20 protein-coding genes, 4 tRNA genes and 1 pseudogene are annotated in these 25,104 nt (G+C 37.7%); 14 read left to right on the top strand and 11 right to left on the bottom strand.

Annotated elements, in window-relative coordinates:
• The first annotated feature begins 50 nt into the window (after positions 1–50).
• Positions 51–338 carry a 50S ribosomal protein L25 gene (gene rplY, locus DQN24_RS05755; protein WP_005660520.1) on the top strand — a complete coding sequence of 96 codons (288 nt, stop codon included), beginning with the start codon at positions 51–53 and terminating at the stop codon, positions 336–338.
• A gap of 98 nt (positions 339–436) precedes the next feature.
• Here the strand turns inward: rplY and DQN24_RS05750 are convergent, their stop codons facing one another.
• From DQN24_RS05750 to DQN24_RS05730, 5 genes are all read right to left on the bottom strand, one after another.
• Positions 437–1,009 carry a DUF2726 domain-containing protein gene (locus DQN24_RS05750; protein ID WP_021035336.1) on the bottom strand — a complete coding sequence of 191 codons (573 nt, stop codon included), beginning with the start codon at positions 1,007–1,009 and terminating at the stop codon, positions 437–439.
• Between the two features lie 151 nt (positions 1,010–1,160).
• A tRNA-Gln gene (locus DQN24_RS05745) sits at positions 1,161–1,235 on the bottom strand.
• A gap of 47 nt (positions 1,236–1,282) precedes the next feature.
• Positions 1,283–1,357: transfer RNA gene (locus DQN24_RS05740), tRNA-Gln, on the bottom strand.
• 28 nt (positions 1,358–1,385) lie between these two features.
• Positions 1,386–1,470: transfer RNA gene (locus tag DQN24_RS05735), tRNA-Leu, on the bottom strand.
• Positions 1,471–1,475: 5 nt separating this feature from the next.
• A tRNA-Met gene (locus DQN24_RS05730) sits at positions 1,476–1,552 on the bottom strand.
• Positions 1,553–1,857: 305 nt separating this feature from the next.
• Here DQN24_RS05730 and lysC point away from each other — a divergent pair.
• Positions 1,858–3,210, top strand: coding sequence for a lysine-sensitive aspartokinase 3 (lysC, locus tag DQN24_RS05725; protein WP_021035337.1), 1,353 nt, complete (start codon positions 1,858–1,860; stop codon positions 3,208–3,210).
• A 128-nt stretch (positions 3,211–3,338) separates the two neighbouring features.
• Complete coding sequence (purA, locus tag DQN24_RS05720) at positions 3,339–4,637, top strand: adenylosuccinate synthase (RefSeq protein WP_005686567.1); 1,299 nt, start codon at positions 3,339–3,341, stop codon at positions 4,635–4,637.
• 58 nt (positions 4,638–4,695) lie between these two features.
• On the opposite strand, the gene dapD is transcribed toward purA, so the two are convergent.
• Entirely contained in the window at positions 4,696–5,523 is an 828-nt protein-coding gene (dapD, locus tag DQN24_RS05715; protein WP_021035339.1) for a 2,3,4,5-tetrahydropyridine-2,6-dicarboxylate N-succinyltransferase, read from the bottom strand.
• 358 nt (positions 5,524–5,881) lie between these two features.
• On the opposite strand from dapD, the gene purR reads away from it, so the two are divergent.
• Together purR and ppc are read left to right on the top strand one after the other, a co-directional pair.
• Positions 5,882–6,892 carry an HTH-type transcriptional repressor PurR gene (gene purR / locus DQN24_RS05710; RefSeq protein ID WP_032824085.1) on the top strand — a complete coding sequence of 337 codons (1,011 nt, stop codon included), beginning with the start codon at positions 5,882–5,884 and terminating at the stop codon, positions 6,890–6,892.
• A 182-nt stretch (positions 6,893–7,074) separates the two neighbouring features.
• Positions 7,075–9,714: a phosphoenolpyruvate carboxylase gene (gene ppc, locus DQN24_RS05705; protein WP_111695517.1), complete on the top strand. Its 2,640-nt coding sequence runs from the start codon at positions 7,075–7,077 to the stop codon at positions 9,712–9,714.
• Between the two features lie 38 nt (positions 9,715–9,752).
• Here the strand turns inward: ppc and DQN24_RS05700 are convergent, their stop codons facing one another.
• Positions 9,753–11,165 (bottom strand): YcjX family protein, encoded by a 1,413-nt coding sequence (locus DQN24_RS05700; RefSeq protein WP_111695516.1) that lies wholly within the window; start codon positions 11,163–11,165, stop codon positions 9,753–9,755.
• A gap of 69 nt (positions 11,166–11,234) precedes the next feature.
• On the opposite strand from DQN24_RS05700, the gene DQN24_RS05695 reads away from it, so the two are divergent.
• The 6 genes from DQN24_RS05695 to DQN24_RS05670 are packed head-to-tail and all read left to right on the top strand — an operon-like array spanning position 11,235 to position 17,661.
• Positions 11,235–12,929 (top strand): ABC transporter substrate-binding protein, encoded by a 1,695-nt coding sequence (locus tag DQN24_RS05695; RefSeq protein WP_111695515.1) that lies wholly within the window; start codon positions 11,235–11,237, stop codon positions 12,927–12,929.
• Positions 12,929–13,894, top strand: coding sequence for an ABC transporter permease (locus tag DQN24_RS05690; RefSeq protein ID WP_005653118.1), 966 nt, complete (start codon positions 12,929–12,931; stop codon positions 13,892–13,894). Before DQN24_RS05695 ends, DQN24_RS05690 begins: the two co-directional genes overlap by 1 nt.
• Positions 13,884–14,771, top strand: a complete 888-nt coding sequence (locus tag DQN24_RS05685) for an ABC transporter permease subunit (protein WP_021035345.1) — start codon at positions 13,884–13,886, stop codon at positions 14,769–14,771. Before DQN24_RS05690 ends, DQN24_RS05685 begins: the two co-directional genes overlap by 11 nt.
• 3 nt (positions 14,772–14,774) lie before the next feature.
• On the top strand, positions 14,775–15,824 hold the full coding sequence (locus DQN24_RS05680) for an oligopeptide/dipeptide ABC transporter ATP-binding protein (RefSeq protein WP_005657080.1): 1,050 nt from the start codon (positions 14,775–14,777) through the stop codon (positions 15,822–15,824).
• A complete protein-coding gene (locus tag DQN24_RS05675) occupies positions 15,824–16,648 on the top strand; it encodes an ATP-binding cassette domain-containing protein (protein WP_050847548.1) in 825 nt (274 codons plus the stop codon). Before DQN24_RS05680 ends, DQN24_RS05675 begins: the two co-directional genes overlap by 1 nt.
• Positions 16,645–17,661 carry a YeiH family protein gene (locus DQN24_RS05670; RefSeq protein ID WP_111695514.1) on the top strand — a complete coding sequence of 339 codons (1,017 nt, stop codon included), beginning with the start codon at positions 16,645–16,647 and terminating at the stop codon, positions 17,659–17,661. Before DQN24_RS05675 ends, DQN24_RS05670 begins: the two co-directional genes overlap by 4 nt.
• A 92-nt stretch (positions 17,662–17,753) precedes the next feature.
• Here the strand turns inward: DQN24_RS05670 and truA are convergent, their stop codons facing one another.
• The gene (gene truA, locus DQN24_RS05665; RefSeq protein ID WP_111695513.1) at positions 17,754–18,563 is read right to left on the bottom strand and encodes a tRNA pseudouridine(38-40) synthase TruA; all 810 of its coding nucleotides are present in this window, start codon (positions 18,561–18,563) and stop codon (positions 17,754–17,756) included.
• A 234-nt stretch (positions 18,564–18,797) separates the two neighbouring features.
• Between truA and fbp the strand changes: the two genes are divergently transcribed.
• Positions 18,798–19,799 carry a class 1 fructose-bisphosphatase gene (gene fbp / locus DQN24_RS05660; RefSeq protein WP_111695512.1) on the top strand — a complete coding sequence of 334 codons (1,002 nt, stop codon included), beginning with the start codon at positions 18,798–18,800 and terminating at the stop codon, positions 19,797–19,799.
• A 69-nt stretch (positions 19,800–19,868) separates the two neighbouring features.
• Here the strand turns inward: fbp and DQN24_RS05655 are convergent.
• From DQN24_RS05655 to rsmI, 3 genes and pseudogenes are all read right to left on the bottom strand, one after another.
• Positions 19,869–20,420, bottom strand: a pseudogene (locus DQN24_RS05655) (NlpC/P60 family protein).
• Positions 20,421–20,535: 115 nt separating this feature from the next.
• Positions 20,536–21,984, bottom strand: coding sequence for a metalloprotease TldD (gene tldD / locus DQN24_RS05650; RefSeq protein ID WP_111695511.1), 1,449 nt, complete (start codon positions 21,982–21,984; stop codon positions 20,536–20,538).
• A gap of 101 nt (positions 21,985–22,085) precedes the next feature.
• Positions 22,086–22,937 carry a 16S rRNA (cytidine(1402)-2'-O)-methyltransferase gene (gene rsmI / locus DQN24_RS05645; RefSeq protein WP_111695510.1) on the bottom strand — a complete coding sequence of 284 codons (852 nt, stop codon included), beginning with the start codon at positions 22,935–22,937 and terminating at the stop codon, positions 22,086–22,088.
• A 71-nt stretch (positions 22,938–23,008) separates the two neighbouring features.
• On the opposite strand from rsmI, the gene DQN24_RS05640 reads away from it, so the two are divergent.
• Together DQN24_RS05640 and DQN24_RS05635 are read left to right on the top strand one after the other, a co-directional pair.
• The gene (locus DQN24_RS05640; protein WP_021035352.1) at positions 23,009–24,736 is read left to right on the top strand and encodes a penicillin-binding protein activator; all 1,728 of its coding nucleotides are present in this window, start codon (positions 23,009–23,011) and stop codon (positions 24,734–24,736) included.
• Positions 24,736–25,095 (top strand): YraN family protein, encoded by a 360-nt coding sequence (locus DQN24_RS05635; protein ID WP_054249404.1) that lies wholly within the window; start codon positions 24,736–24,738, stop codon positions 25,093–25,095. Before DQN24_RS05640 ends, DQN24_RS05635 begins: the two co-directional genes overlap by 1 nt.
• Positions 25,096–25,104: the final 9 nt, after the last annotated feature.

Genomic DNA, 25,104 nt, shown 5'->3' with positions numbered 1-25,104 from the left:
TCGCCTGCGATTTTCTTTCTTTTAACATTTAATTTCAAGAGAACATAAAAATGGCATTTAAATTTAACGCTGAAGTTCGTACTGCGCAAGGTAAGGGTGCGAGCCGCCGCCTGCGTAACAATGGTCAAATCCCTGCAATTGTTTATGGTGGCAGTGAAGAACCAGTTTCAATCATCTTAAACCACGATGAATTAAACAACGCGCAAGCACACGAATCTTTCTATTCTGAAGTGATTACATTAGTGATCGGTGGTAAAGAAGTTGCAGTTAAAGTACAAGCAATGCAACGTCACCCATTCAAACCAAAATTGGTTCACATTGACTTCAAACGTGCATAATTCTAGTTCACACATTTAAATAAAATAACAAAAAAGCTAAGACATTCATCTTAGCTTTTTCCTTACATATTCATTGTTTCTCAATAAATATCTAAACTTTAATTTTTTATCAAATAACGTTTTAAGTTTTCAACAACAAATTCTAATTCTGCTTTTCCATAGTTCGGCTGAAATTCTAAAAAAATCACCCCAGCCTTTCGACAAGCCTCCCGTTTCACTGCATCACGCTTCGCTGCATTATCCTGATAATGTCCCTGCCCTTGATATTCAATTACTATTACGGCATAGCCTTTCTTATCCACAATCAAAAAATCTACTCGTTTACTATTTATCGCAAAATGGGCCTCTTTATCTATTGATTCTAAAAACTCTCCCATTGAAACCTGAGTAAATAAACGGAACTCTTGATAATCTTTAGACAACAACTTTTCTAAACGAAGAAAAAGTTGATATTCACTCTTATTCATCAAAGCTTTTCTTTTATACTTATTCAATATAACGACATCAAGATGATCATTTTTATTCACAATATTAATTTTGTTTTCTGTCGAAAGATAAAGACGACTCTTCTTTGCATTACGACGAGTTGATCTTGATTTAGATGAAAATAAGCCAATGAGAAATAAAATAACAAAAATGAAAATAATGATGTATTGTAAAGAAAATTCCATATTGCTCTCCTAAATGAACAGGAAAACAAGATAGCATTAATAGAATATTACTTTATATTACAAATAAACCTGTTTGAGATCTGGATCGCAAAAACAACCTTAAATAAGACAAAAAACTAGCTTTTGTTAGTGCTATGGGAGTTAAAAAATATGGCTGGGGTACTAGGATTCGAACCTAGGAATGCTGAGATCAAAACCCAGTGCCTTACCGCTTGGCGATACCCCAATTAGATAAATCTTTGATTGGATATAAAGAAGACTTTTTTGATAGTATGGCTGGGGTACTAGGATTCGAACCTAGGAATGCTGAGATCAAAACCCAGTGCCTTACCGCTTGGCGATACCCCAACGACTATTTGAATTACAAAGCGATAAATGGTGCGGGACGAGGGACTTGAACCCACACACCTCTCGGCGCCAGAACCTAAATCTGGTGCGTCTACCAATTTCGCCAGTCCCGCAAATTTGGTGGCTACAGCGAGATTCGAACTTGCGACCCCAACATTATGAGTGTTGTGCTCTAACCAACTGAGCTATGTAGCCATTACTTAATTTGCTTAACCATATCGGCTTTGCGGGGCGTATTATGCTAATTTTGATGATCCTCGTCAAATACTTTTTTACAAAAAAAGCAATTTTATGTTTGTTTGCTTATTAATGAAGCATATCACTTATTTTTTATTCATTTATACAACTTATATGTCTTTCTCAACAACCAATTTTTCCTAATCCTATTTTTTCTTTTATGCGTTCATTTATTGTTAATTAAAATTTATTTGACAAAAAATAATGAAATCGTTATTTCTATACCTATTATTCTAAAAAAACACAACATCTAGGAGTATCTTATGTCCCATCTCTCGGTTGCCAAATTTGGCGGAACATCCGTTGCTAACCACGATGCAATGACAGCTTGTGCAAAAATTATCATTGCCGATCCAAATACACGCGTAGTCGTGCTTTCTGCATCAGCTGGTGTAACAAATTTATTAGTGGCTTTAGCAAATGGTGTAAAAGCGACAGAACGTGAAAAATTAATTGGCGAAATCCGTCAAATTCAAGAGAATATTTTGAATGAATTAAAAGACGACAGCCGTATCCGTCCAATTATTGAAAAATATCTTGAAAATATTACCGCACTTTCTGAAGCAGCTAGTCTTGCAACCTCTCCCGCATTAACCGATGAACTTATCAGTCACGGCGAAATGATGTCTACTCAAATTTTTATTGAGATTTTACGTGAGCAAAACGCATCTGCGACTTGGGTTGATGTGCGTACAATTGTTTCAACCAATAACCATTTTGGTAAAGCTGCGCCAAATGATGAACAAACCCAATCAAACAGCGATAGCATTTTAAAACCATTAATAGACCGCGGCGAATTAGTTATTACCCAAGGTTTTATCGGACGTGAACCAAGCGGTAAAACAACCACATTAGGTCGTGGCGGTAGCGACTACTCTGCTGCTTTATTAGCCGAAGTATTAAATGCAAAAGACGTTTTAATTTGGACTGATGTAGCAGGCATTTATACAACCGATCCACGCATTGTTCCGACAGCACAACGCATCGACACAATGAGCTTTGCTGAAGCCGCTGAAATGGCAACCTTTGGGGCTAAAGTGCTACACCCAGCCACATTGCTCCCTGCCGTACGTAGCAATATCCCTGTTTATGTGGGTTCAAGCAAAGCACCTGAAGCGTGTGGTACTTGGGTTACTCGTGATCCTCAACCGCGTCCAACTTTCCGTGCAATTGCATTACGCCGAGATCAAACTTTACTCACGCTTTCGAGCTTAAGTATGTTGCACGCACAAGGTTTCTTAGCAAATGTATTTAACATTTTAGCTAAACACAAAATTTCAGTGGATACCATTACCACCTCAGAAGTAAGCATTGCATTAACATTAGATAAAACAGGTTCTGCATCTTCAGGAGCGGAATTGCTTTCAACCGAATTATTAGATGAACTTCGTCAATACTGTTCAGTAAAAGTCGATACAGGATTATCATTAGTTGCATTAATCGGTAATGACCTGCATATTACTTCAGGTGTGGCAAAATGTATTTTTGATACTGTTCAATCTTATAATGTGCGAATGATTAGTTATGGGGCAAGTACCAACAATGTTTGTATGTTAGTACAAAGTGAACATTCTGATGAAATTGTACGCTCATTACACAAATCCTTATTTGAATAAAGTTTAAACCTAAAGTGCGGTGAAAAATCACCGTACTTTTTCTTTTATATCATTGAGATTAAAGTTGAAAAAGAGTAAAGTAAACGGCTGTTTATTTGACTAATTTAACCGAATAAAAGGCGGAAATTATGGGAAAAAGCGTTGTTATCTTAGGTGCACAATGGGGCGATGAAGGTAAAGGAAAAATCGTTGATCTTTTGACGGATCGCGTAAAATACGTAGTTCGTTATCAAGGCGGTCATAACGCAGGTCACACACTTATTATCAATGGAGAAAAAACCGTATTACGTTTAATTCCATCTGGTATGTTACATCCAAACGTAACTTGCTTAATTGGTAATGGCGTTGTGGTTTCGCCTGAAGCATTAATGAAAGAAATGGGCGAACTTGAAAGCCGAGGTATTAAAGTTCGTGAACGTTTATTAATTTCAGAAGCTTGTCCTTTGATTCTGCCTTATCACGTTGCTATGGATCACGCCCGTGAAGCAGCCCTTGGCAAAAAAGCTATAGGTACAACGGGTCGTGGTATTGGCCCAGCTTATGAAGATAAAGTGGCTCGTCGTGGTTTACGCGTAGGCGATTTGTTCGACAAAGAAGCTTTTGCCGAAAAACTCAAAAATATCCTTGAATACTATAATTTCCAATTAGTGAACTACTACAAAGTTGAACCTGTCGATTATCAAAAAACCTTAGATGATGTAATGGCAATTGCCAATGTAATTACGGGAATGGTGGCAGACATCACTACAATTCTTGATACCGCACGCAAAAATGGCGAACATATTTTATTTGAAGGCGCACAAGGCACAATGTTAGATATCGACCACGGTACATATCCGTATGTCACTAGTTCAAATACAACGGCTGGTGGCGTTGCAACAGGTTCTGGATTTGGCCCACGCAATCTTGATTATGTACTTGGTATCATCAAGGCTTACTGTACTCGTGTAGGCGGAGGCCCATTCACAACGGAATTATTTGATGATGTGGGTGCTGAAATTGCACGTAAAGGTAACGAGTTTGGTGCGGTAACAGGTCGTCCACGTCGTTGCGGTTGGTTCGATGCCGTTGCAATCCGCCGTGCAATCCAACTCAATTCCATTTCAGGTTTCTGTATGACTAAACTAGACGTGTTAGATGGTTTTGATGAAGTAAAAATCTGCGTTGCTTACAAAATGCCAAATGGCGAAATCGTTGAATATGCACCGTTAGCGGCAAAAGATTGGGAAGGTGTAGAACCAATTTATGAAACATTACCTGGTTGGAAAGAAAATACTTTCCGCATCACAGATGTAAATAAATTGCCACAAAACTGTATTAACTATATTAAACGTATTGAAGAAGTGACTGGCGTACCTATTGATATTCTTTCAACAGGCCCTGATCGTGTGGAAACGATGATTTTACGCGACCCATTCGCCGCTTAATTTCTTTTGATTTTCAGACCGCACTTTAAAAGTGCGGTCTTTTTTTATGATTTTTTTACTATTCTTCAATAGAACGTAATAATTCATTGATGCCAACTTTACCTAAAGTTTTCGCATCCACTTTTTTCACGATCACGGCACAGTATAAGCTATATTTTCCACATTTTGATGGAAGGCTACCTGATACAACAACAGAACCTGCTGGTACACGGCCGTAGTGAATTTCTCCTGTTTCACGATCATAAATTTTAGTTGATTGACCAATGAATACGCCCATTGAAATAACACAGCCATCTTCTACGATAACGCCTTCCACCACTTCTGAACGTGCGCCGATAAAGCAGTTATCGCCGATAATGGTTGGGTTAGCTTGTAATGGTTCTAATACGCCGCCAATGCCTACGCCACCAGATAAGTGAACGTTTTTACCAATTTGCGCACAAGAGCCTACCGTCGCCCAAGTATCTACCATTGTGCCTTCGCCAACATAGGCACCAATGTTTACATAAGATGGCATTAATACGCAGTTTTTAGAAATATATGCGCCTTTACGCACCGTTGCAGAAGGCACAACACGGAAACCTTCTTCAGCAAAACGCTCTTCGGTGTAATCCGCAAATTTTAATGCCACTTTGTCGTAATATTTTGTTTCTGCGCCATCAATAATTTGGTTATCGTTAATGCGGAAAGATAGCAATACCGCTTTTTTTAACCATTGATGTGTTACCCATTCGCCATCAATTTTTTCGGCTACACGATATTTTCCAGAATCTAACCCTTCGATTACTTCTTCAATTGCCGCGCGCGTTTCTGCATCAACGGTTTTTGGTGTAATTTCTGCACGTTTTTCAAATGCAGCTTCAATAATTGCTTGTAAATTTGACATAGAACTTCCTATATGTTGTGAATAAAACGGCGTTAGTTTTACCATATTTTAAACGGGCAAGCAAAACACCGAAAAAAAATCACCGCACTTTGTAGAAACAAAACTGCGGTGATAATAAAAAGTTGATTTGATTAAAAGATTGAAAGTGCAAGCCCCACGACAACAGACATACTAAAAACAACCATAATCATTGCATAACCAAAATCGCTCATTTTGTTCTCCTCATAAAAAATAACGCAGACATTCTAGCAAGAATAATACGAAAAAATCACTTCTTTTTATAAAAAATTTGCAATAAAGATGACTAAATTCTCAACAAACCTTTATAATAAGAAAAATTTTTTAGGGATTTAAATATATGGCAACAATTAAAGATGTGGCAAAAATGGCTGGTGTGTCCACCACAACCGTATCTCACGTAATTAATAAAACCCGTTTCGTTGCAAAAGATACGGAGGAAGCGGTGTTATCCGCAATTAAACAACTTAATTATTCCCCTAGTGCTGTAGCGCGCAGTTTAAAAGTCAATACCACTAAATCCATTGGTATGATTGTGACAACCAGTGAAGCACCGTATTTTGCCGAAATCATTCATTCTGTTGAAGAACATTGCTATCGACAAGGTTATTCTTTATTTTTGTGTAACACACAAAATGATCCTGAAAAAGTCAAAAATCATTTAGAAATGTTAGCAAAAAAACGGGTTGATGGCTTGCTTGTAATGTGTTCTGAATATACGCAAGATTCATTGGATTTACTTTCATCATTTTCCACTATTCCAATGGTTGTAATGGATTGGGGCCCAAATGCCAATACAGATGTGATTGATGATCATAGTTTTGATGGCGGATATTTAGCAACCAAACACCTCATTGAGTGCGGTCATAAAAAAATCGGGATTATCTGCGGCGAACTCAATAAAACTACCGCAAGAACGCGTTATGAAGGCTTTGTAAAAGCAATGGAAGAAGCTAAATTAACCATCAATCCGTCTTGGGTACTAGAAGGTGCATTTGAGCCTGAAGATGGTTATGAATGTATGAATCGTTTACTGACTCAAGAGGAATTACCAACTGCCCTATTCTGCTGTAACGATGTGATGGCGTTAGGTGCAATTTCCGCTCTGACAGAAAAAGACTTACGCGTGCCAGAGGATATGTCCATTATCGGCTATGATGATATTCACGCCTCACGTTTCTACGCACCACCATTAACCACCATTCATCAATCAAAACTACGTTTAGGCAGACAGGCAGTAAATATTCTGTTAGAACGAATTAGTCACAAAGATGAAAGCGTTCAACAATATGGTCGTATTGATATAGCCCCTGAGCTTATCATTCGAAAATCCGTTAAATCGATTTTATAAACTTAGCAAAAATAAACCGCACTTTTTAAGTAATTCTTAAAAAGTGCGGTTCTTTTTTAGCTATTTTTTAGCTTTTCTTGATTATTTTCAAAATTTTTCTGAATAGCATTTGCCCTCCACCCTATTTTTAGTTATATCTACCGCCAACTGACAAATTTTATTTTTTACTTTTAGGAGTTCCTATGACACAAGAGTACGCCACTCTGCGCAATAACATTAGTATGTTAGGGCGTTTTCTCGGAGAAACAATCAACGATGCCCAAGGTACCGATATTCTCGAGTTAATCGAAAACATTCGTAAACTTTCTCGCAATTCTCGTGCTGGTGATGATAAAGCAAGACAAGCATTGCTCGATACGCTAGGTAGTATTTCTAATGAAAATATTATTCCTGTTGCACGTGCTTTCAGCCAATTTTTAAACCTCACAAACATTGCTGAACAATATCAAACGATTTCCCGTGAACATTCTCTTGCTCAAAGTTCTTCTCAATCCTTAAGCGAACTTTTCAAACGTTTAAAAGAACAAAATGTCTCTGTGGAAGATGTTCATAAAACCGTCGAAAAATTATTAATTGAGCTAGTTCTGACCGCACATCCAACAGAAACAACACGTCGTTCATTAATTCATAAACACATTGAAATCAATAAATGTTTAAGCAAATTAGAGCATAATGATTTAACGGAAAAAGAACGCAATATTATTGAGCGTCTATTACTTCGTTTAATCGCAGAAGCGTGGCATACCAACGAAATTCGTACTGTTCGTCCAACGCCATTTGATGAAGCAAAATGGGGCTTTGCAATGTTGGAAAACAGTTTGTGGCAAGCTGTACCAGAATTTTTACGCCAACTAAATGAAACCGCCCGTGAATTTTTAGGTTACGATTTGCCAGTGGGATTAAAACCCGTACGCATTTCCTCTTGGATGGGCGGCGACCGAGATGGAAACCCATTTGTTACCGCACAAATCACCAAAAAAGTACTTTATTTTGCCCGTTGGAAAGCGGCAGATTTATTCTTACAAGACATCAGCAAATTAGCCGATGAACTTTCAATGATGAAATGTAGCGATGAATTTCGCGCTAAATACGGCGAGCATTTAGAACCCTATCGTTTCGTAGTAAAAAATTTACGCGATCAGCTTACAGCAACCTTAGCTTATTTTGATGATCACTTATCAAATCGCACACCGCGCGTATCTGAAAGCGAAATTATTTTAGAAGATAATCAACTTTGGGAACCGCTTTACGATTGTTATCAATCTTTAATTCAATGCGGTATGCGCATTATTGCAAATGGTTCATTGTTGGATATTTTGCACCGTATTAGTTGTTTTGGCGTGATACTTTCTCAGATGGATATTCGCCAAGAAAGCACTCGTCACACCGATGCCATTGCTGAAATCACGCGCTATATTGGTTTGGGCGATTACGCTCAATGGACGGAAGACGATAAACAGGCTTTCTTAATTCGGGAATTAAGCTCACGCCGTCCATTAATTCCGCAAAACTGGACGCCATCGCCTGAAACCCAAGAAATTTTAGATACTTGCAAAGTCATTGCTCAACAAAAACAAGGTGTCATAGCTTGTTATGTTATTTCGATGGCACGCAATGCATCCGATGTTTTAGCCGTTCATTTACTCTTAAAAGAAGCGGGCGTGCCATATCATATTCCTGTTGTGCCATTATTTGAAACCTTGGAGGATCTAGATGCAGCCGAAAAAGTCATGACTCAACTTTTCAATGTGGGTTGGTATCGTGGCGTTATCGATAATCGTCAAATGGTAATGATTGGTTATTCAGATTCGGCAAAAGATGCGGGAATGATGGCTGCCTCTTGGGCGCAATATCGTGCGCAAGAAGCCTTAGTGAATTTAACGGAAAAACTTGGTATTGAACTCACTTTATTCCACGGACGTGGTGGCACAATTGGTCGTGGCGGTGCGCCAGCACATGCGGCATTACTTTCTCAACCGCCTCGTTCCCTAAAAAATGGTTTACGTGTAACAGAACAAGGCGAAATGATTCGCTTCAAACTGGGTTTACCCACTGTGGCGGTAGAAACCTTTGATCTCTACGCCAGTGCCATTTTAGAAGCAAATCTGTTACCGCCACCAGAACCGAAACCAGAATGGCGTAACATAATGGACGAGCTTTCCACGATTTCTTGCGATATTTATCGTGGTGTGGTGCGTGGCGATAAAGATTTCGTGCCTTATTTCCGTAGTGCAACGCCAGAACAGGAGCTGTCCAAATTGCCGCTTGGATCTCGCCCAGCAAAACGCAATCCAAATGGCGGCGTGGAAAGTTTACGTGCCATCCCTTGGATTTTTGCGTGGATGCAAAATCGCTTAATGCTACCTGCTTGGTTAGGCGCAGGTGCCTCTATACGTCAAATTATCGAACAAGGAAAAGGCGATATTATTCATAAAATGTGTGAAAACTGGCCGTTCTTTTCAACGCGAATCGGAATGTTGGAAATGGTCTTTAGTAAATCGGATACTTGGCTTTCCCAACAATATGATCAACGATTAGTGAAAAAAGAACTTTGGTATTTAGGGGAAAATTTACGTAAGCAACTTGAAGATGATATTCAAACTGTACTTTCACTTTCTCATCAAAGTGAATTGATGTCTGATTTACCTTGGATTGCAGATTCAATCGCATTGCGTAATATCTACACGGATCCACTCAATCTACTGCAAGTAGAATTACTTCACCGTTTCCGTGAAAATCCAGAGCAAGTAAATCCCGATGTGGAACAAGCATTAATGATTACCATTACAGGTATCGCAGCTGGAATGCGTAATACGGGCTAGAACGATGAAAAAAGTGCGGAAAAATTTTCCGCACTTTTTTATTCAAATCGATCACTTAATAAAAATTGTAAAACTGCATCCATTCTCAGGTGGGGAATAGTTTCGCCTTGTTCTAAAGGCTGAGGTTCAAAACTATCGAAATCAAAATGCGGTTGTTTTTGCCAGAATTCTGATCTTGGTAATTTACTCGGCACCGTTCCTGGATAAAGCGTAATCGGTTGTTTATCAATAGAACGAATCCCTTGAATCGCTTTAATTTCTTTTCCTTGCTGATTTACAATCACTTGCTTTGTGGTACGAACAGCCGCAATCGCGGTATATTCCGTATCAATTCCTTCAAATTCCACATGGCGACCGCCCTCTTGCACAATTTGGCGTATTAAACTCACTAAATTAGGCATTTGATCGCGAGTAATATGATCCGCCTTCGTCGCAACAAACATTAATCGATCAATTCTCGGGGAAAACAAACGATGAAGAAAATTTCTACTGCCATAATGGAAATTATTAAATAACTGATTTAAGCCCATTTGCATATCTAAAAAGGCTTGCTGGCTGTGGTTTAAAGGCGTTAAACAATCCGCCAAAATCACTTGGCGATCAAAATTAGAAAAATAATTTTCGTAAAAACCTTTCACAATTTTATTGCGATAATAATTATAACGTGTTGTCAGCACGGCAAAATAGCTATTCGATTTGGCTGTTTTTTTCAAGGTTTGCCACTGTTCTTCTGAAAGATGAATTAATGGAAAAAATTGTAATGCGGGCGCGCCCTCTAAATCACTTGGCAACACAAATCGCCCAGGCTGAATAAATTGCATGCCTTGCGACTTGCATTGGTGTAAATAATCCGTATAACTTTTCGCAATCTCTGCTAAAACATCTTCATTTGCGACCGCACTTAAATCCAAATCCTGTAACATAGCAAGCCAATTTCGCGCTAATTCTTCGCGAATACCTGTGGTTGCCTTGACTTGTTCTTGTGACCATTGTTGAAAATCTAGATTTAATAACGGCAAATCGAGTAGCCATTCCCCTGGATAATCAAAAATATCCAGATAAAGCGTGCTGCGTTCTTTCAAATGACGTAGCAAGCCAGATTGACGTTGAAAACGAATGGCTAAACGCGTTTCACTCACGCCACGAGTAGATTGAAACCATTGAGGTGGATTTTGTGACAAATCATTTAAATTACTTTCATAATCAAAACGTGGCACGCTGAGATCTTGTTGGGATATTCGTTTGACTGCCAAAATTGAACCATTTCTAGCCGCTTCAAACAAGGGCAAATGCTGTGGCGAATTTTGATTAATAGAGAGAAGTTGATTGATTAAACTTGTAATAAACGCCGTTTTTCCACTTCGACTTAACCCTGTTACCGCCAAGCGCAAAGTGCGGTCAAAACCACGATTAATAATTTGATTGATTTCCTTTTGAACCCGATTAAACATTCAATATCCTAGCCATTTTTACTAATATGCCTTACAATTTGGCACATAATTTATCACAATGCATTTGTTATGTTACGTCTAAATCTGAGATTTTTATCTTTTCTGCTCTGCATAAGCCAAAGTATAGAATTACAAGCTGCGCCAAGTATTCCAACATTTTTAACTGAAAATGGCTTAACTTATTGCACCCACGCTTCAGGTTTTTCATTGAACCCGCAAACTGCAGATGCAGGAACCAGTATGAATGTGGTCACGGAGCAAATTTATAACAAATTATTTGATATAAAAAATCACAGTGCAACATTAACACCAATGCTGGCGCAATCTTATTCCATCTCAGCTGATGGTAAAGAAATTTTATTAAATTTACGTCACGGCGTAAAATTTCACCAAACCCCTTGGTTTACCCCAACACGTGATTTTAACGCGGAAGATGTAGTATTTTCGATTAATCGTGTATTAGGGCATAATACTTATTTACCAACCCTAGCTGAGGCGAATGTTACCTATAGTAATCCACAATATAAAGTGTTTCACGAACAAGCAAGAAAAGTGCGTTTCCCTTATTTTGATAGCATTAAACTTAACGAAAAAATCAAATCTGTGACCGCACTTTCACCTTATCAAGTAAAAATTGAATTATTTGAACCAGATTCCTCCATTTTGTCGCATCTTGCCAGCCAGTATGCCATTATTTTTTCACAAGAATATGCCTATCAATTAAGCGCAGATGACAATCTTGCTCAATTAGATACTCATCCAGTAGGCACAGGGCCTTATCAAGTAAAAGATTATGTATATAATCAATATGTCCGCTTAGTACGTAATGAAAATTATTGGAAAAAAGAAGCTAAGATAGAACATATTATTGTGGATCTTTCTACTGATCGAAGCGGACGTTTAGTCAAATTTTTCAATCACGAATGTCAAATCGCTTCTTATCCTGAAGTAAGCCAAATTGGCTTATTAAAAAATGATGACAAACATTATTATATGCAATCTACTGATGGGATGAATTTAGCCTATTTAGCGTTTAATTTTGATAAGCCATTAATGCGAGATCACGAAATCCGTGCTGCTATTTCACAAAGTTTAAACCGAGCTCGAATCATTCATAGCATTTACCATAACACGGCAACTGTTGCTAATAACATTATTCCTGAAGTGTCTTGGGCTTCAACTGTCAATACGCCAGAATTTGAGTTTGATTACCATCCCAAAATCGCCAAAAATAAATTAACAGATAAAAACCTTTTGTTAAATTTATGGGTAATTAATGAAGAACAAGTCTATAATCCCGCACCTTTTAAAATGGCTGAAATGATCAAATGGGATTTAGCCCAAGCGGGTGTAAAAGTTAAAGTGCGTGCCGTAACTCGTCCATTTTTAACGGCGCAATTACGCAATCAATCAGAAAATTATGATTTGATTCTATCTGGTTGGTTAGCTGGTAATCTTGATCCTGATGGTTTTATGCGTCCAATTTTAAGCTGTGGAACAAAAAATGAACTTACTAATTTATCTAATTGGTGTAATGAAGAATTTGATCAATTTATGGATCGCGCCATTACCACCTCACATTTAAGTTCACGCGCAAAAGCCTATAATGAAGCCCAAGAACTCGTTTTACGTGAATTACCCATTATTCCTATTGCCAATGTAAAACGTATTTTAGTCGCAAATAGTCGTGTGAAAGGAGTAAAAATGACACCTTTTGGTAGCTTAGATTTTTCCACCTTACATTTTATTCAGGAGAAACACTAATGTTATGGTCGGCTCTTCGCCATATTCTGTGGGTGGCATTATTATTACTCGTACTATCGTTATTAGGCTTTGTCATTTTATTACGTGATCCTCTTAATGCGAATCTTGTTACACAAAACATTTATATCGGCTATTTTCATTATTTAGGCACCTTGTTACAAGGTGATTTTGGCATTACCTATAACGGTGGAAAATCATTAATGAACCTTATTCTCACGGTTCTTCCTCCCACATTAGAACTTTGTTTCATTACATTATTTTTAGCATTTATTTTTGGTTTGCCACTTGGCATTATAAGTGCGGTCAATTCTGAACAAGTTTTTGCAAAAAGTTTACAAAGCCTATCTTATGTAGGACTATCTATTCCAATATTTTGGTTAGCCCCCATTTTACTGTATGTTGCCGCACTCTCACATTGGGAAATTGCCGCTATTGGGCAATATAATTTACTTTACGAAATTAAATCCATTACAGGATTTCCTGTTATTGATATGTGGTTTATGGAAGTGCCTTATCGCACAAAAATTGTACAAAATATATTACAACATTTAGCCTTACCAACACTGGTATTGTGTATTTTGCCAACAATGGAAATTATCCGCATTATTCATCAACGAGCAGAATATATTTTGAATCAAAATTTTTCCAAAGTAGCGGCAACACGAGGTTGGTCAAAATGGAAAATTCTCCATCAATATGTCTTCCGTAATACTTTTCCCCTGCTTGTTCCACAAGTACCACGTGTATTCACATTAGTATTAACGCAATGTATGTTGGTAGAAACGGCTTTAGGCTGGCCAGGCATTGGTCGTTGGTTAATTAATGCCGTAAATGAACAAGATTACAACAGCATTGCCGCAGGTGTAATTGTTATTGGTGTATGTATTATTCTAATTGATACATTCACTAAACTATTCACTTTTATACTCGATCCATTTAAAAAGAAAGGTTGGTATGCAAAATAAAGAACCTGATGAATTCCGCGAAAGTACCTCAATCTTTCAAATTTGGTTACGCTTTCGTCAAAATACCATCGCACTTTTTAGCTTTTATTTATTAATCGCATTAATTTTTACCGCACTTTTTGCTAGTTATCTTGCACCTTATGCTGATAATCGACAATTTATTGGGCAAGAATTAATGCCTCCATCTTGGGTAGATAGAGGAAAAATTGCTTTTTTCTTTGGTACTGATGATTTAGGTCGCGACATATTAAGTCGTTTAATTATGGGTACTCGCTATACCTTAGGTTCTGCTTTACTGGTTGTCTTTTCAGTGGCAATAATAGGCGGCGCACTAGGAATTATTGCAGGACTACTGAAAGGTATTAAAGCTCGTTTTGTCGGGCATATTTTTGATGCTTTTTTATCGTTACCTATTCTATTAATTGCCGTTGTTATTTCAACATTAATGGAACCAAGTTTATGGAATGCAATGTTTGCTACGCTATTAGCGATTTTGCCTTATTTCATTCACACCATATATCGCGCTATTCAAAAAGAATTAAAAAAAGATTATGTTGTAATGCTAAAACTTGAAGGCATTTCCAATCAAGCCTTATTGAAAAGCACTATTTTACCGAATATTACCGTTATTTATATTCAAGAAGTGGCTCATGCTTTTGTTATAGCCGTGTTAGATATTAGTGCATTAAGCTTTATTTCTCTTGGCGCACAACGACCTACACCTGAATGGGGGGCAATGATAAAAGACTCTTTGGAACTACTTTATCTTGCGCCTTGGACAGTACTTTTACCTGGTTTCGCCATTATTTTTACTATTTTATTAAGTATTATTTTCAGTAATGGCTTAACTAAAGCCATCAATCAACATCAAGAATAGCTTATGGCACTTTTAGACATTTGTAACCTCAATATTGAAATTCAAACCTCCAATGGGCGTATAAAAATTGTAGATGGCGTCAATCTTTCTCTTAACGAAGGAGAAATCACTGGATTAGTTGGCGAATCAGGCTCAGGAAAAAGTTTAATCGCTAAAGTCATTTGTAATGCAATCAAAGAAAATTGGATTATTACTGCCGATCGCTTTCGTTTTCACGATGTAGAATTACTGAAACTCAGTCCTCATAAACGACGTAAGATTGTTGGCAAAGAAATTTCAATGATTTTCCAAAATCCCTTATCTTGCCTTGATCCAAGTCGAAAAATAGGAAAACAACTCATCCAAAATATTCCTAATTGGACATTTAAAAATAAATGGTGGAAATGGTTTGGGTGGAAAAAAAGACGTGCTATTGAATTGTTACATCGCGTAGGAATTAAAGATCATCGTGATATTATGGCAAGCTATCCTAACGAACTGACAGAAGGCGAAGGACAAAAAGTTATGATCGCAATGGCTGTCGCTAATCAGCCACGCTTATTAATCGCGGATGAACCAACAAATGCGTTAGAATCAACCACTGCCCTACAAGTTTTTCGTTTACTTTCCAGTATGAACCAAAATCAGGGAACAACAATTTTACTTACGAGTAACGATATTAAAAGTATTAGTGAATGGTGCGATCAAATTTCAGTGCTTTATTGTGGGCAAAATACAGAATCCGCTCCGACTGAAATATTAATCGAAAGTCCCCATCATCCTTATACCCAAGCCTTAATTAATGCTGTACCCGATTTTACTCAACCTTTAGGATTTAAAACTAAATTGGGTACGTTAGAAGGCACCGTTCCTATTTTAGAGCAAATGCCAATTGGCTGTCGTCTTGGCCCAAGATGCCCTTTTGCACAAAAAAAATGTATGGAAAAACCAAGACGATTGAAAATAAAACAACACGAATTTTCTTGTCATTATCCTATTAATTTACGAGAAAAAAATTTTAAAGAAAAAACAACAGCCACCCCTTTTATACTTAATTGCAAAGGAAATGAATAATGCCCTTACTACAAGTGGAAGATTTAACTAAAACTTTCAAAGGTCACGCCAGTTTATTTGGTCGAAGTCAATTCAATGCAGTGGATAGCGTGAGTTTTACCCTTGAACGCAAACAAACACTAGCGATCATTGGCAATAATGGCTCTGGTAAATCAACCCTAGTGAAAATGATAGCAGGTATTATTCCGCCGACTTCTGGTCGAATTTTATTTAATGATCGAGAATTACAATATCAGGATGTACAATCTAGAGCTAAACATATTCGTATGGTTTTCCAAGATGCTAATTCTGCATTCAACCCACGTTTAAATATTGGGCAAATATTAGACGAACCATTAAGCCTAGCAACAGATTGGACAGAGACACAACGTAATGAAAAAATCTTTGAAACCCTCTCTCTCGTTGGACTTTATCCTGATTACACAAATCTCAATATTAAGCATCTCTCTATCAGCCAAAAGCAGCGAGTTGCCCTAGCACGCGCATTAATTTTAGCACCAGAAATTATTATAATAGATGATGCAATTGGCAATTTAGATGCTTCTGTACGTATTCAATTGCTTAATTTAACCCTTGATTTACAACAACGTTTAGGTATTTCTTATATTTATGTGGGACAGGATCTCGGTGTAATTAAACATATTGCAGATACGATTATCGTAATGGATGAAGGAAAAATGATTGAATATGGCAGCCCTCAAAATCTTTTTACTGATCCACAAACTGATGTTACTCGTCGCTTAGTCGAAAGCTATTTTGGCAAAATTTTAGATGAAACCGCTTGGGTAAAAGACAAAAACACTCACCAAGGAAAGGAAAAATGAACACTCGTCCCTTTTATTTCGGACTTATATTTATTGCGATTATCGCTATACTTGCTAACTATTTAGGAAATACTGATTTTTCCCATCATTATCATATCAGTGCTTTAATTATTGCTATCTTGCTGGGAATGGCAATCGGCAATACCATTTATCCGCAATTTTCAACACAAATGGAAAAAGGCGTTTTGTTTGCCAAAGGCACGCTTCTTCGCACTGGCATTGTGCTGTATGGTTTCCGCCTCACTTTTGGCGATATTGCCGATGTAGGATTAAATGCAGTCGTTACCGATGCAATTATGCTAATTTCAACGTTCTTTTTTACCGCACTTTTAGGTATTCGTTATCTAAAAATGGATAAACAATTGGTTTATCTCACTGGGGCAGGTTGCAGCATTTGTGGCGCGGCAGCGGTTATGGCGGCAGAGCCTGTTACCAAAGCAGAATCTCATAAAGTTTCAGTGGCGATTGCCGTAGTGGTCATTTTCGGGACGCTTTCTATTTTTACTTATCCATTTTTCTACACTTGGTCACAAGATTTAATTAATGCTCATCAATTCGGTATTTATGTTGGTTCTAGTGTACATGAAGTGGCTCAAGTTTATGCCATTGGTGGAAATATTGATCCTATCGTGGCAAATACCGCCGTCATTACCAAAATGATCCGAGTAATGATGCTCGCACCATTTTTATTAATGCTTTCTTGGTTATTAACACGTAATGATGGGGTATCAGAAAATACCTCACACAAAATTACAATTCCTTGGTTTGCTGTACTTTTTATTGGCGTTGCGATTTTTAATTCTTTTGATTTATTACCAAAAGAACTCGTGAAATTATTAGTTGAAATCGATTCTTTCTTATTAATTTCAGCGATGGCTGCCCTTGGCTTAACGACGCAAGCAAGTGCAATCAAAAAGGCAGGATTAAAACCGCTTGTTTTAGGAACACTAATTTATTTATGGCTAGTGGTTGGTGGATTTTTAGTGAATTATGGAATATCAAAATTAATATAAAATTCACTTAAGATTGACCGCACTTTTAAAGTGCGGTCTTTTTTTATGAAGAATATTTTCAGATATGATTATTTAAAACATGAAATTACGCTTTACTTCAAAGTACGATTTAATAAACCATCCTCTAAAAATAAAGGGCCAATTGGGCGTTTAGGAATATCAAACTTCTGCGGATAAATCACATCAACCAAATACAATCCATCGGGTTTTGCTGTTGGTGCAGTAAGCTGACGATTTTTCTGCTCAAGTAGCCATTGCATCCATTCAATCGGCTTATTTCCAGCACCGACCTCAATCAAACTTCCCACAATATTACGCACCATATGATGCACAAAAGCGTTCGCCTGAATATCAACAATAATATATTGCCCGATACGAGACACATTCAAATGATGCACATTACGCCAAGGGGTATGGGATTGACATTGTGCTGCACGGAAAGAGGAAAAATCATGTTCGCCAAGTAAACATTGTCCTGCCTGATGCATTTTTTCCGCATCTAAATCTAAATGACAATGTGTCATTCCTCCCGCTAAAATCGCAGAGCGTAATTTATTACAATAAAGAATATAACGGTAACGGCGTGCTGTTGCGGAAAATCTGGCGTGAAATTCATCATCAACTTGTTTTGCCCAACTCACTGCAATGTCATCAGGTAAATGAGCATTAGTGCCAAAAGCCCAAGCTTTCTCAGGACGAATCACATTGGTTTCAAAATGAACAACCTGCCCCGTTCCACTTACGCCAGAATCCGTTCGACCCGCACAAAATATTTCAATTTTTTCATTCGCAATACAAGAAAGTGCCTTTTCTAATTCTTCTTGTACACTGCGGACTTTTTCTTGTCTCTGCCAACCATAATAATTTTGCCCGTTATACTCAATGCCTAATGCAATTTTCATTTTTTACCTTTTGGCTTAATAAAGTGCGGTTATGGTAGCTCAAGTTTATTTGGAGCGCAAATGCATAAAAACACTCCAAAATTTATTCAAAAATAAGCGATAGTTTCTAAAAATTGCAGTAATAAATGTGAATTTTTTGTGATAAAGATCCCATTCTGATAATCTGCCATTAGAGTTTACACTCCAAACTTCCTATAATTAACTTACGCATTATGAAAAACTAAAAGGAAAATTATGAAAACATTGAGTGAATTTATCGTTGAACGCCAAGCTGAATATCCAAACGCAAAAGGGGAATTGAGTGGTATTTTGTCGTCAATTCGTCTTTTAGCAAAAATTATTCATCGAGATATTAACAAAGCAGGTTTAACAAATATTCTAGGTCAATCTGGTGTTGAAAACGTACAAGGCGAAAGTCAAATGAAACTTGATTTATTCGCCCATAACACGATGAAAGCGGCATTAATGGCACGTGAAGAAGTGGCAGGGTTTGCATCTGAAGAAGAAGAAAGTTTTATTGCGTTTGATACGGAACGTGGACGCAATGCAAAATACATTATTTTAACGGATCCCCTTGATGGTTCTTCAAATATTGATGTAAATGTCTCCGTCGGTACAATTTTCTCCATTTACCGTCGCATATCTCCAATTGGAACGCCTGTAACCTTAGAAGATTTCTTACAACCAGGGAATAAACAAGTTGCCGCAGGTTATATTGTTTACGGTTCATCAACTATGTTGGTATATACCACAGGTAACGGAGTCAATGGTTTTACTTATGATCCATCAATCGGTACATTCTGTCTTTCCCACGAAAATATGCAAATGCCAAAAACGGGGCGTATTTATTCCATCAACGAAGGACAATACCTCAAATTCCCACAAGGTGTGAAAAAATATATTAAATATTGCCAAGAAGAAGACAAAGCGACCAATCGCCCTTACGCCTCTCGCTATATTGGTTCACTTGTAGCAGACTTCCACCGCAATTTATTAAAAGGCGGCATTTATATTTACCCAAATGCAACCAACTATCCAAATGGAAAACTCCGTTTATTATATGAAGGCAATCCTATTGCATTTTTAGCGGAGCAAGCTGGTGGTGTCGCAACGGATGGTTATCGTCGAATTTTAGATATCGAACCAACCGCACTTCATGAACGTGCTCCATTATTTGTGGGTTCAGAAGATATGGTAAAAAAAGCACAAGAAATGATGGAAGAATTTAAAGAATAATAAAAATCCCCTCGACTAAAAGAGGAAATTTTTATCAAAAAACCGAACTTAATGTTCGGTTTTTTTATATTACATAATACGACGCGATTGAGTATAGGTTCTAGCCCAATATTTTTCATCAAGGGAACTTATCGTCACACCTTGCCCTGTACTTGCGTGCATAAATTGGTTATTACCAATATAAACACCAACGTGATTATTTTTACGGAAGAAAACTAAATCGCCTTTTTTAAGTTCGGATTTATTTATTTTTCTACCTAAATGACGCTGTTAAGCCGTAGAACGAGGCAATTCAATACCAAAAACTTCAGAAAAAGTTGTTTGCATAAATGCTGAACAATCAATACCACGTTTAGTCGTACCGCCCATAGGATAACGAGTGCCAACCCATTCATTATATACACTAGCGAGAGCCTTATCGCCCATCAAAGCCGAGGAGCGGTTTGTTCTCACTTTGTGAAAAATACCTGTTCGATTATCTTTTTCTAAATTATTAATTAAACCCGTTAATTGAACATCATCATTTTCCGAAATAATCTGATGATTTGCCGTTCGTGGTGTATTAGAACAAGCCGTTGCTAATACAGCTAAACCAATAATAACTAAAATTCTTTTCAACATAATTTCAAATAATTAAAAGAAATAAAATCTAGCAGAGGCTATAAAAATTTGAATAGAATTACCAGTAAAAATCCAATTTTGATAAGCATTTTGTGATCTTTCACACAAATTCGACTTAATTTGTTCCACCAACAGTAATTTCATCAATTTTTAATGCTGGCTGCCCTACGCCAACGGGTACACTTTGTCCCTCTTTACCACAAACCCCGATACCTAAATCAAGTTCTGATTTATCTGCAACCATAGAAATTTTTTGCATCACTTCAATGCCGCTACCGATTAAAGTTGCACCCTTCACTGGTTTCGTGATTTTCCCTTTTTCAATTAAATAAGCTTCTGAAGTAGAAAATACAAATTTACCAGAGGTAATATCCACTTGCCCACCACCAAAGTGCGGTGCATAAATCCCCTGTTCTACAGAAGCAATCAAATCATCAAAGTGACTTTGTCCCGCAAGCATATAGGTGTTAGTCATTCGAGGCATTGGCAAATGTGCATAAGACTCACGTCGTCCATTCCCTGTTGGCGAGACGCCCATTAAACGGGCGTTCATTTTATCTTGCATATAACCTTGCAAGATTCCATCTTTGATAAGTACATTGCACTGGCTTGGCACACCTTCGTCATCAATAGTCAATGATCCTCGACGATTTTCAATGGTGCCGTCATCTACAATTGTACATAATGGAGAAGTTACTTGTTCGCCAATCTTGCCTGTAAAAAGTGAACTTTCTTTACGGTTAAAATCGCCTTCTAAACCGTGACCTACTGCTTCGTGTAGCAACACACCCGGCCAACCAGCACCTAATACAACAGGCATTAATCCAGCTGGTGCTGCAATTGCACTAAGGTTTACAAGTGCTTGACGAACCGCTTCTTTAGCAAATCTTACAGCTCTAATATCGCCATCAACAATTTCAAAGAACCAATCTAAACCGAAACGTCCACCAGAACCACAACTGCCTCGTTCACGTTTGCCATTTTCTTCTACTAACACAGAAATAGATAAGCGAACTAAAGGACGAATATCTGCTGCTAGTGTACCATCCGTCGCCATGACTAATACTTCTTCATAAACGGAACTGAGGCTTGCTGAAACCTTGGTTACACGATGATCTTCAGCTCGAGCCGTACGATCAACCAAATGTAATAGCTCAATTTTTTTCTCTTTGGTTAAACTTTCCAAAGGATTAATCGCTGCATAACGAGCAATAGGATTTACAACATTAAAAGCGGATGGCGAAATCAAATTTCCCTGTTTGACTTGCGCAATTCCTTTCACAGCTTCTGCACATTGCTGCAAAGAAGCAAGATTAATTTGATCGGCATAAGCAAAGCCTGTTTTCTCGCCAGAAACTGCCCGCACGCCAACGCCACGATCAATATGAAAACCGCCTTCTTTTATAATGCCATCTTCTAATACCCAACTTTCATCTTGGCTAAGTTGAAAATACAGATCGGCATAATCAATATTGCGATGCGACATAACATCAAAAATATTGAGTAATGTTTTAGTTGAAAGATTGCTTGGTGTGAGTAATGTATTTGAAACTTGGTTTAACATATTTTTTCCAGTCTAAAGTAAATATCTTGTGAGTGCTTATATCCGTTTAGTACAACAACACAGATTAAAATCGGATTAATAAAGTGCGGTTGATTTTGAGGTTATTTTTCCAAATGCGCTAATCCAAATTGATACAAAGCATTCTTCTTATAACCATACAATTCCGCAACAATAGCTGCTGCTTTTTTTAGTGGCAATTCTTCTGCAATTAATTCAAGTGCCTTTACCGCTTGCGGCGAAATTTCATCGTTATTGTCAGACTTTGGTTTGCCTTCCACAATCAAAACCATCTCGCCTTTTGTACGATTTGGATCTTCTAAAAGCCATTCTCGTAAATTTTTAATCGTGTTGCCCGTAATCGTTTCCCAAGTTTTAGTCATTTCACGGGCTAACACCATATATCGTTCTTCTCCTAGCACCGATTGCATATCTTCTAGCGTATCTAAAATACGATGGGTAGATTCATAAAAAATCAAAGTGCGGTCTTCTTCGGCGATATTTTCTAATTTATCTTTGCGCGCTTTACTTTTCGCAGGTAAAAAACCTTCAAAACAAAATCTATCAGAAGCAATCCCCGATGCGCAAAGTGCGGTAATTGCCGCACAGGCTCCAGGCAAAGGCACAACTCGAATGCCAGCTTCACGGCATTGACGTACTAAATGAAAACCAGGGTCACTGATTAATGGCGTCCCCGCATCAGAAATCAAAGCAATATTACTCCCCTGCTTAAGCTTTTCCACCAAAATATGGGCTTTTTCTTGTTCGTTATGATCGTGCAAAGCAAAAAATGGCTTCTTAATGCCGTAATGACTCAATAAAAATCCGCTATGGCGAGTATCCTCTGCTGCAATTAAATCCACTTGCACAAAAGTCTCTAAAGCACGCTGGGTAATATCCTGTAAATTACCAATGGGCGTGGCAACAATGTATAAAATTCCGGTTAAATCAGTCATTTTTGTTTGCTTTTAAGTTATGAGATAAGTAAGATCTGCTACAACTATTGTCTGTTTATGATGGAGCAAAGATGTCTATTCTATTACAAGGTGGACGTTTTAAAAAACGTTTAATGCCAATTTTATTGTCAATGGCTTTAGCTGGCTGTTCAAATCTACTTGGTAGCAATTTCACACAAACCTTACAACAAGATGCAAATGCAAGTTCTGAATTTTATATAAACAAATTAGGGCAAACACAAGAACTTGAAGATCAACAAACCTATAAATTGCTCGCAGCTCGCGTGTTAATCCGTGAAAATAAAGTTGAACAATCGGAAGCGTTATTAAGGGAATTAGGCGAATTAAATGATGCGCAAAAATTAGATCGAGCATTAATTGAAGCGAGAATTTCTGCTGCAAAAAATGCTAATGAGGTCGCTCAAAATCAATTACGTGTATTAGATTTGAATAAATTAAGCCCGTCACAAAAATCTCGTTATTACGAAATCTTAGCTATTGTTGCCGAAAACCGTAAAGACATTATTGAAGCGGTAAAAGCGCGGATAGAAATGGATAAAAATTTAACGGATGTACAACGCCGTCAAGATAACATTGATAAAACTTGGGCTTTATTGCGTTCAGCTAATACTGGCGTAATCAATAATGCTTCTGATGAAGGCAGCGCGGCTTTAGGTGGCTGGCTCACTTTAATCAAAGCTTACAACGATTATATTCGTCAGCCTGTGCAATTAAGCCAAACACTACAAAGCTGGAAAAATGCCTATCCAAATCATTCAGCCGCAATTTTATTTCCAAAAGAATTACTTTCTTTATTAAATTTCCAGCAAACAACTCTTTCACAAATTGGTTTGTTACTGCCATTAAGTGGTGATGGACAAATTCTTGGTACAACCATTCAATCGGGTTTCAACGATGCAAAAGGTAACTCAACCGTTCCAGTGCAAGTATTTGATACCTCAATGAATTCTGTTCAAGATATTATTGTGCAGGCAAAACAGGCGGGTATTAAAACCTTAGTTGGCCCATTACTAAAACAAAATCTTGATGTGATTTTAGCGGATCCTGCTCAAATTCAAGGTATGGATGTGCTTGCATTAAATGCCACACCAAATTCTCGTGCGATTCCTCAACTTTGTTATTACGGACTTTCTCCAGAAGATGAAGCTGAATCTGCTGCCAATAAAATGTGGAACGATGGCGTGCGTAATCCACTTGTCGCAATGCCACAAAATGATTTAGGACAACGCGTAGGCAATGCCTTTAATGTACGTTGGCAACAATTAGCAGGTACTGATGCGAATATCCGTTACTACAATTTGCCTGCGGATGTGACTTATTTCGTTCAAGAAAATAACTCAAATACAACCGCACTTTATGCCGTAGCAAGTCCAACTGAACTGGCAGAAATGAAAGGTTATTTAACAAATATCGTGCCTAATTTAGCGATTTATGCCAGCTCTCGAGCAAGCGCAAGTGCAACAAACACTAATGCTGACTTCATCGCACAGATGAACGGTGTACAGTTTAGTGATATTCCATTTTTTAAAGATACCAATTCTCCACAATATCAGAAGTTGGCAAAATCCACGGGGGGCGAATATCAATTGATGCGTTTATATGCAATGGGTGCGGATGCGTGGTTGCTAATTAATCAATTCAATGAATTACGCCAAGTGCCAGGCTATCGCTTAAGTGGCTTAACAGGGATTTTAAGTGCTGATACCAACTGTAATGTTGAACGCGATATGACTTGGTATCAATATCAAGATGGTGCAATTGTACCAGTTGCAAACTAATGTTTTCTTTAAAACGTCAGCAAGGGGCGAGCTTTGAGCATCAAGCTCGCCTTTTTTTAGAAGCAAAAGGCTTAACATTTATTGCGGCTAATCAAAATCTCAAATGTGGTGAACTTGATCTAATAATGAATGACAAAAAAACTATCGTCTTTGTTGAAGTTCGCCAACGAAGTCATTCCGCCTTTGGTTCTGCTATAGAAAGCGTAGATTGGCGAAAACAACAAAAATGGTTAGATGCCGCAAATTTATGGCTTGCAAAACAAAATATGAGCTTAGAAGATGCTAATTGCCGCTTTGATTTAATCGCCTTTGGCAAAACGCCCCAAGATATTCAATGGATTCCTAATTTTCTCGATTAACGGCTTTTT

Source organism: Haemophilus influenzae (genome assembly GCF_900475755.1).
Taxonomy (GTDB): Bacteria; Pseudomonadota; Gammaproteobacteria; order Enterobacterales; family Pasteurellaceae; genus Haemophilus; species Haemophilus influenzae_D.
The sequence above is the reverse complement of the archived record's forward strand: the minus strand, read 5'-3'. Positions and strand labels throughout refer to the sequence as shown.

What these genes read in the sequence shown, in the direction of transcription:
- rplY (WP_005660520.1), top strand. Translation starts at nt 51, where the DNA reads ATGGCATTTAAATTTAACGCTGAAGTTCGTACTGCGCAAGGTAAGGGT.
- DQN24_RS05750 (WP_021035336.1), bottom strand. Translation starts at nt 1,009, where the DNA reads ATGGAATTTTCTTTACAATACATCATTATTTTCATTTTTGTTATTTTA.
- lysC (WP_021035337.1), top strand. Translation starts at nt 1,858, where the DNA reads ATGTCCCATCTCTCGGTTGCCAAATTTGGCGGAACATCCGTTGCTAAC.
- purA (WP_005686567.1), top strand. Translation starts at nt 3,339, where the DNA reads ATGGGAAAAAGCGTTGTTATCTTAGGTGCACAATGGGGCGATGAAGGT.
- dapD (WP_021035339.1), bottom strand. Translation starts at nt 5,523, where the DNA reads ATGTCAAATTTACAAGCAATTATTGAAGCTGCATTTGAAAAACGTGCA.
- purR (WP_032824085.1), top strand. Translation starts at nt 5,882, where the DNA reads ATGGCAACAATTAAAGATGTGGCAAAAATGGCTGGTGTGTCCACCACA.
- ppc (WP_111695517.1), top strand. Translation starts at nt 7,075, where the DNA reads ATGACACAAGAGTACGCCACTCTGCGCAATAACATTAGTATGTTAGGG.
- DQN24_RS05700 (WP_111695516.1), bottom strand. Translation starts at nt 11,165, where the DNA reads ATGTTTAATCGGGTTCAAAAGGAAATCAATCAAATTATTAATCGTGGT.
- DQN24_RS05695 (WP_111695515.1), top strand. Translation starts at nt 11,235, where the DNA reads ATGTTACGTCTAAATCTGAGATTTTTATCTTTTCTGCTCTGCATAAGC.
- DQN24_RS05690 (WP_005653118.1), top strand. Translation starts at nt 12,929, where the DNA reads ATGTTATGGTCGGCTCTTCGCCATATTCTGTGGGTGGCATTATTATTA.
- DQN24_RS05685 (WP_021035345.1), top strand. Translation starts at nt 13,884, where the DNA reads ATGCAAAATAAAGAACCTGATGAATTCCGCGAAAGTACCTCAATCTTT.
- DQN24_RS05680 (WP_005657080.1), top strand. Translation starts at nt 14,775, where the DNA reads ATGGCACTTTTAGACATTTGTAACCTCAATATTGAAATTCAAACCTCC.
- DQN24_RS05675 (WP_050847548.1), top strand. Translation starts at nt 15,824, where the DNA reads ATGCCCTTACTACAAGTGGAAGATTTAACTAAAACTTTCAAAGGTCAC.
- DQN24_RS05670 (WP_111695514.1), top strand. Translation starts at nt 16,645, where the DNA reads ATGAACACTCGTCCCTTTTATTTCGGACTTATATTTATTGCGATTATC.
- truA (WP_111695513.1), bottom strand. Translation starts at nt 18,563, where the DNA reads ATGAAAATTGCATTAGGCATTGAGTATAACGGGCAAAATTATTATGGT.
- fbp (WP_111695512.1), top strand. Translation starts at nt 18,798, where the DNA reads ATGAAAACATTGAGTGAATTTATCGTTGAACGCCAAGCTGAATATCCA.
- tldD (WP_111695511.1), bottom strand. Translation starts at nt 21,984, where the DNA reads ATGTTAAACCAAGTTTCAAATACATTACTCACACCAAGCAATCTTTCA.
- rsmI (WP_111695510.1), bottom strand. Translation starts at nt 22,937, where the DNA reads ATGACTGATTTAACCGGAATTTTATACATTGTTGCCACGCCCATTGGT.
- DQN24_RS05640 (WP_021035352.1), top strand. Translation starts at nt 23,009, where the DNA reads ATGTCTATTCTATTACAAGGTGGACGTTTTAAAAAACGTTTAATGCCA.
- DQN24_RS05635 (WP_054249404.1), top strand. Translation starts at nt 24,736, where the DNA reads ATGTTTTCTTTAAAACGTCAGCAAGGGGCGAGCTTTGAGCATCAAGCT.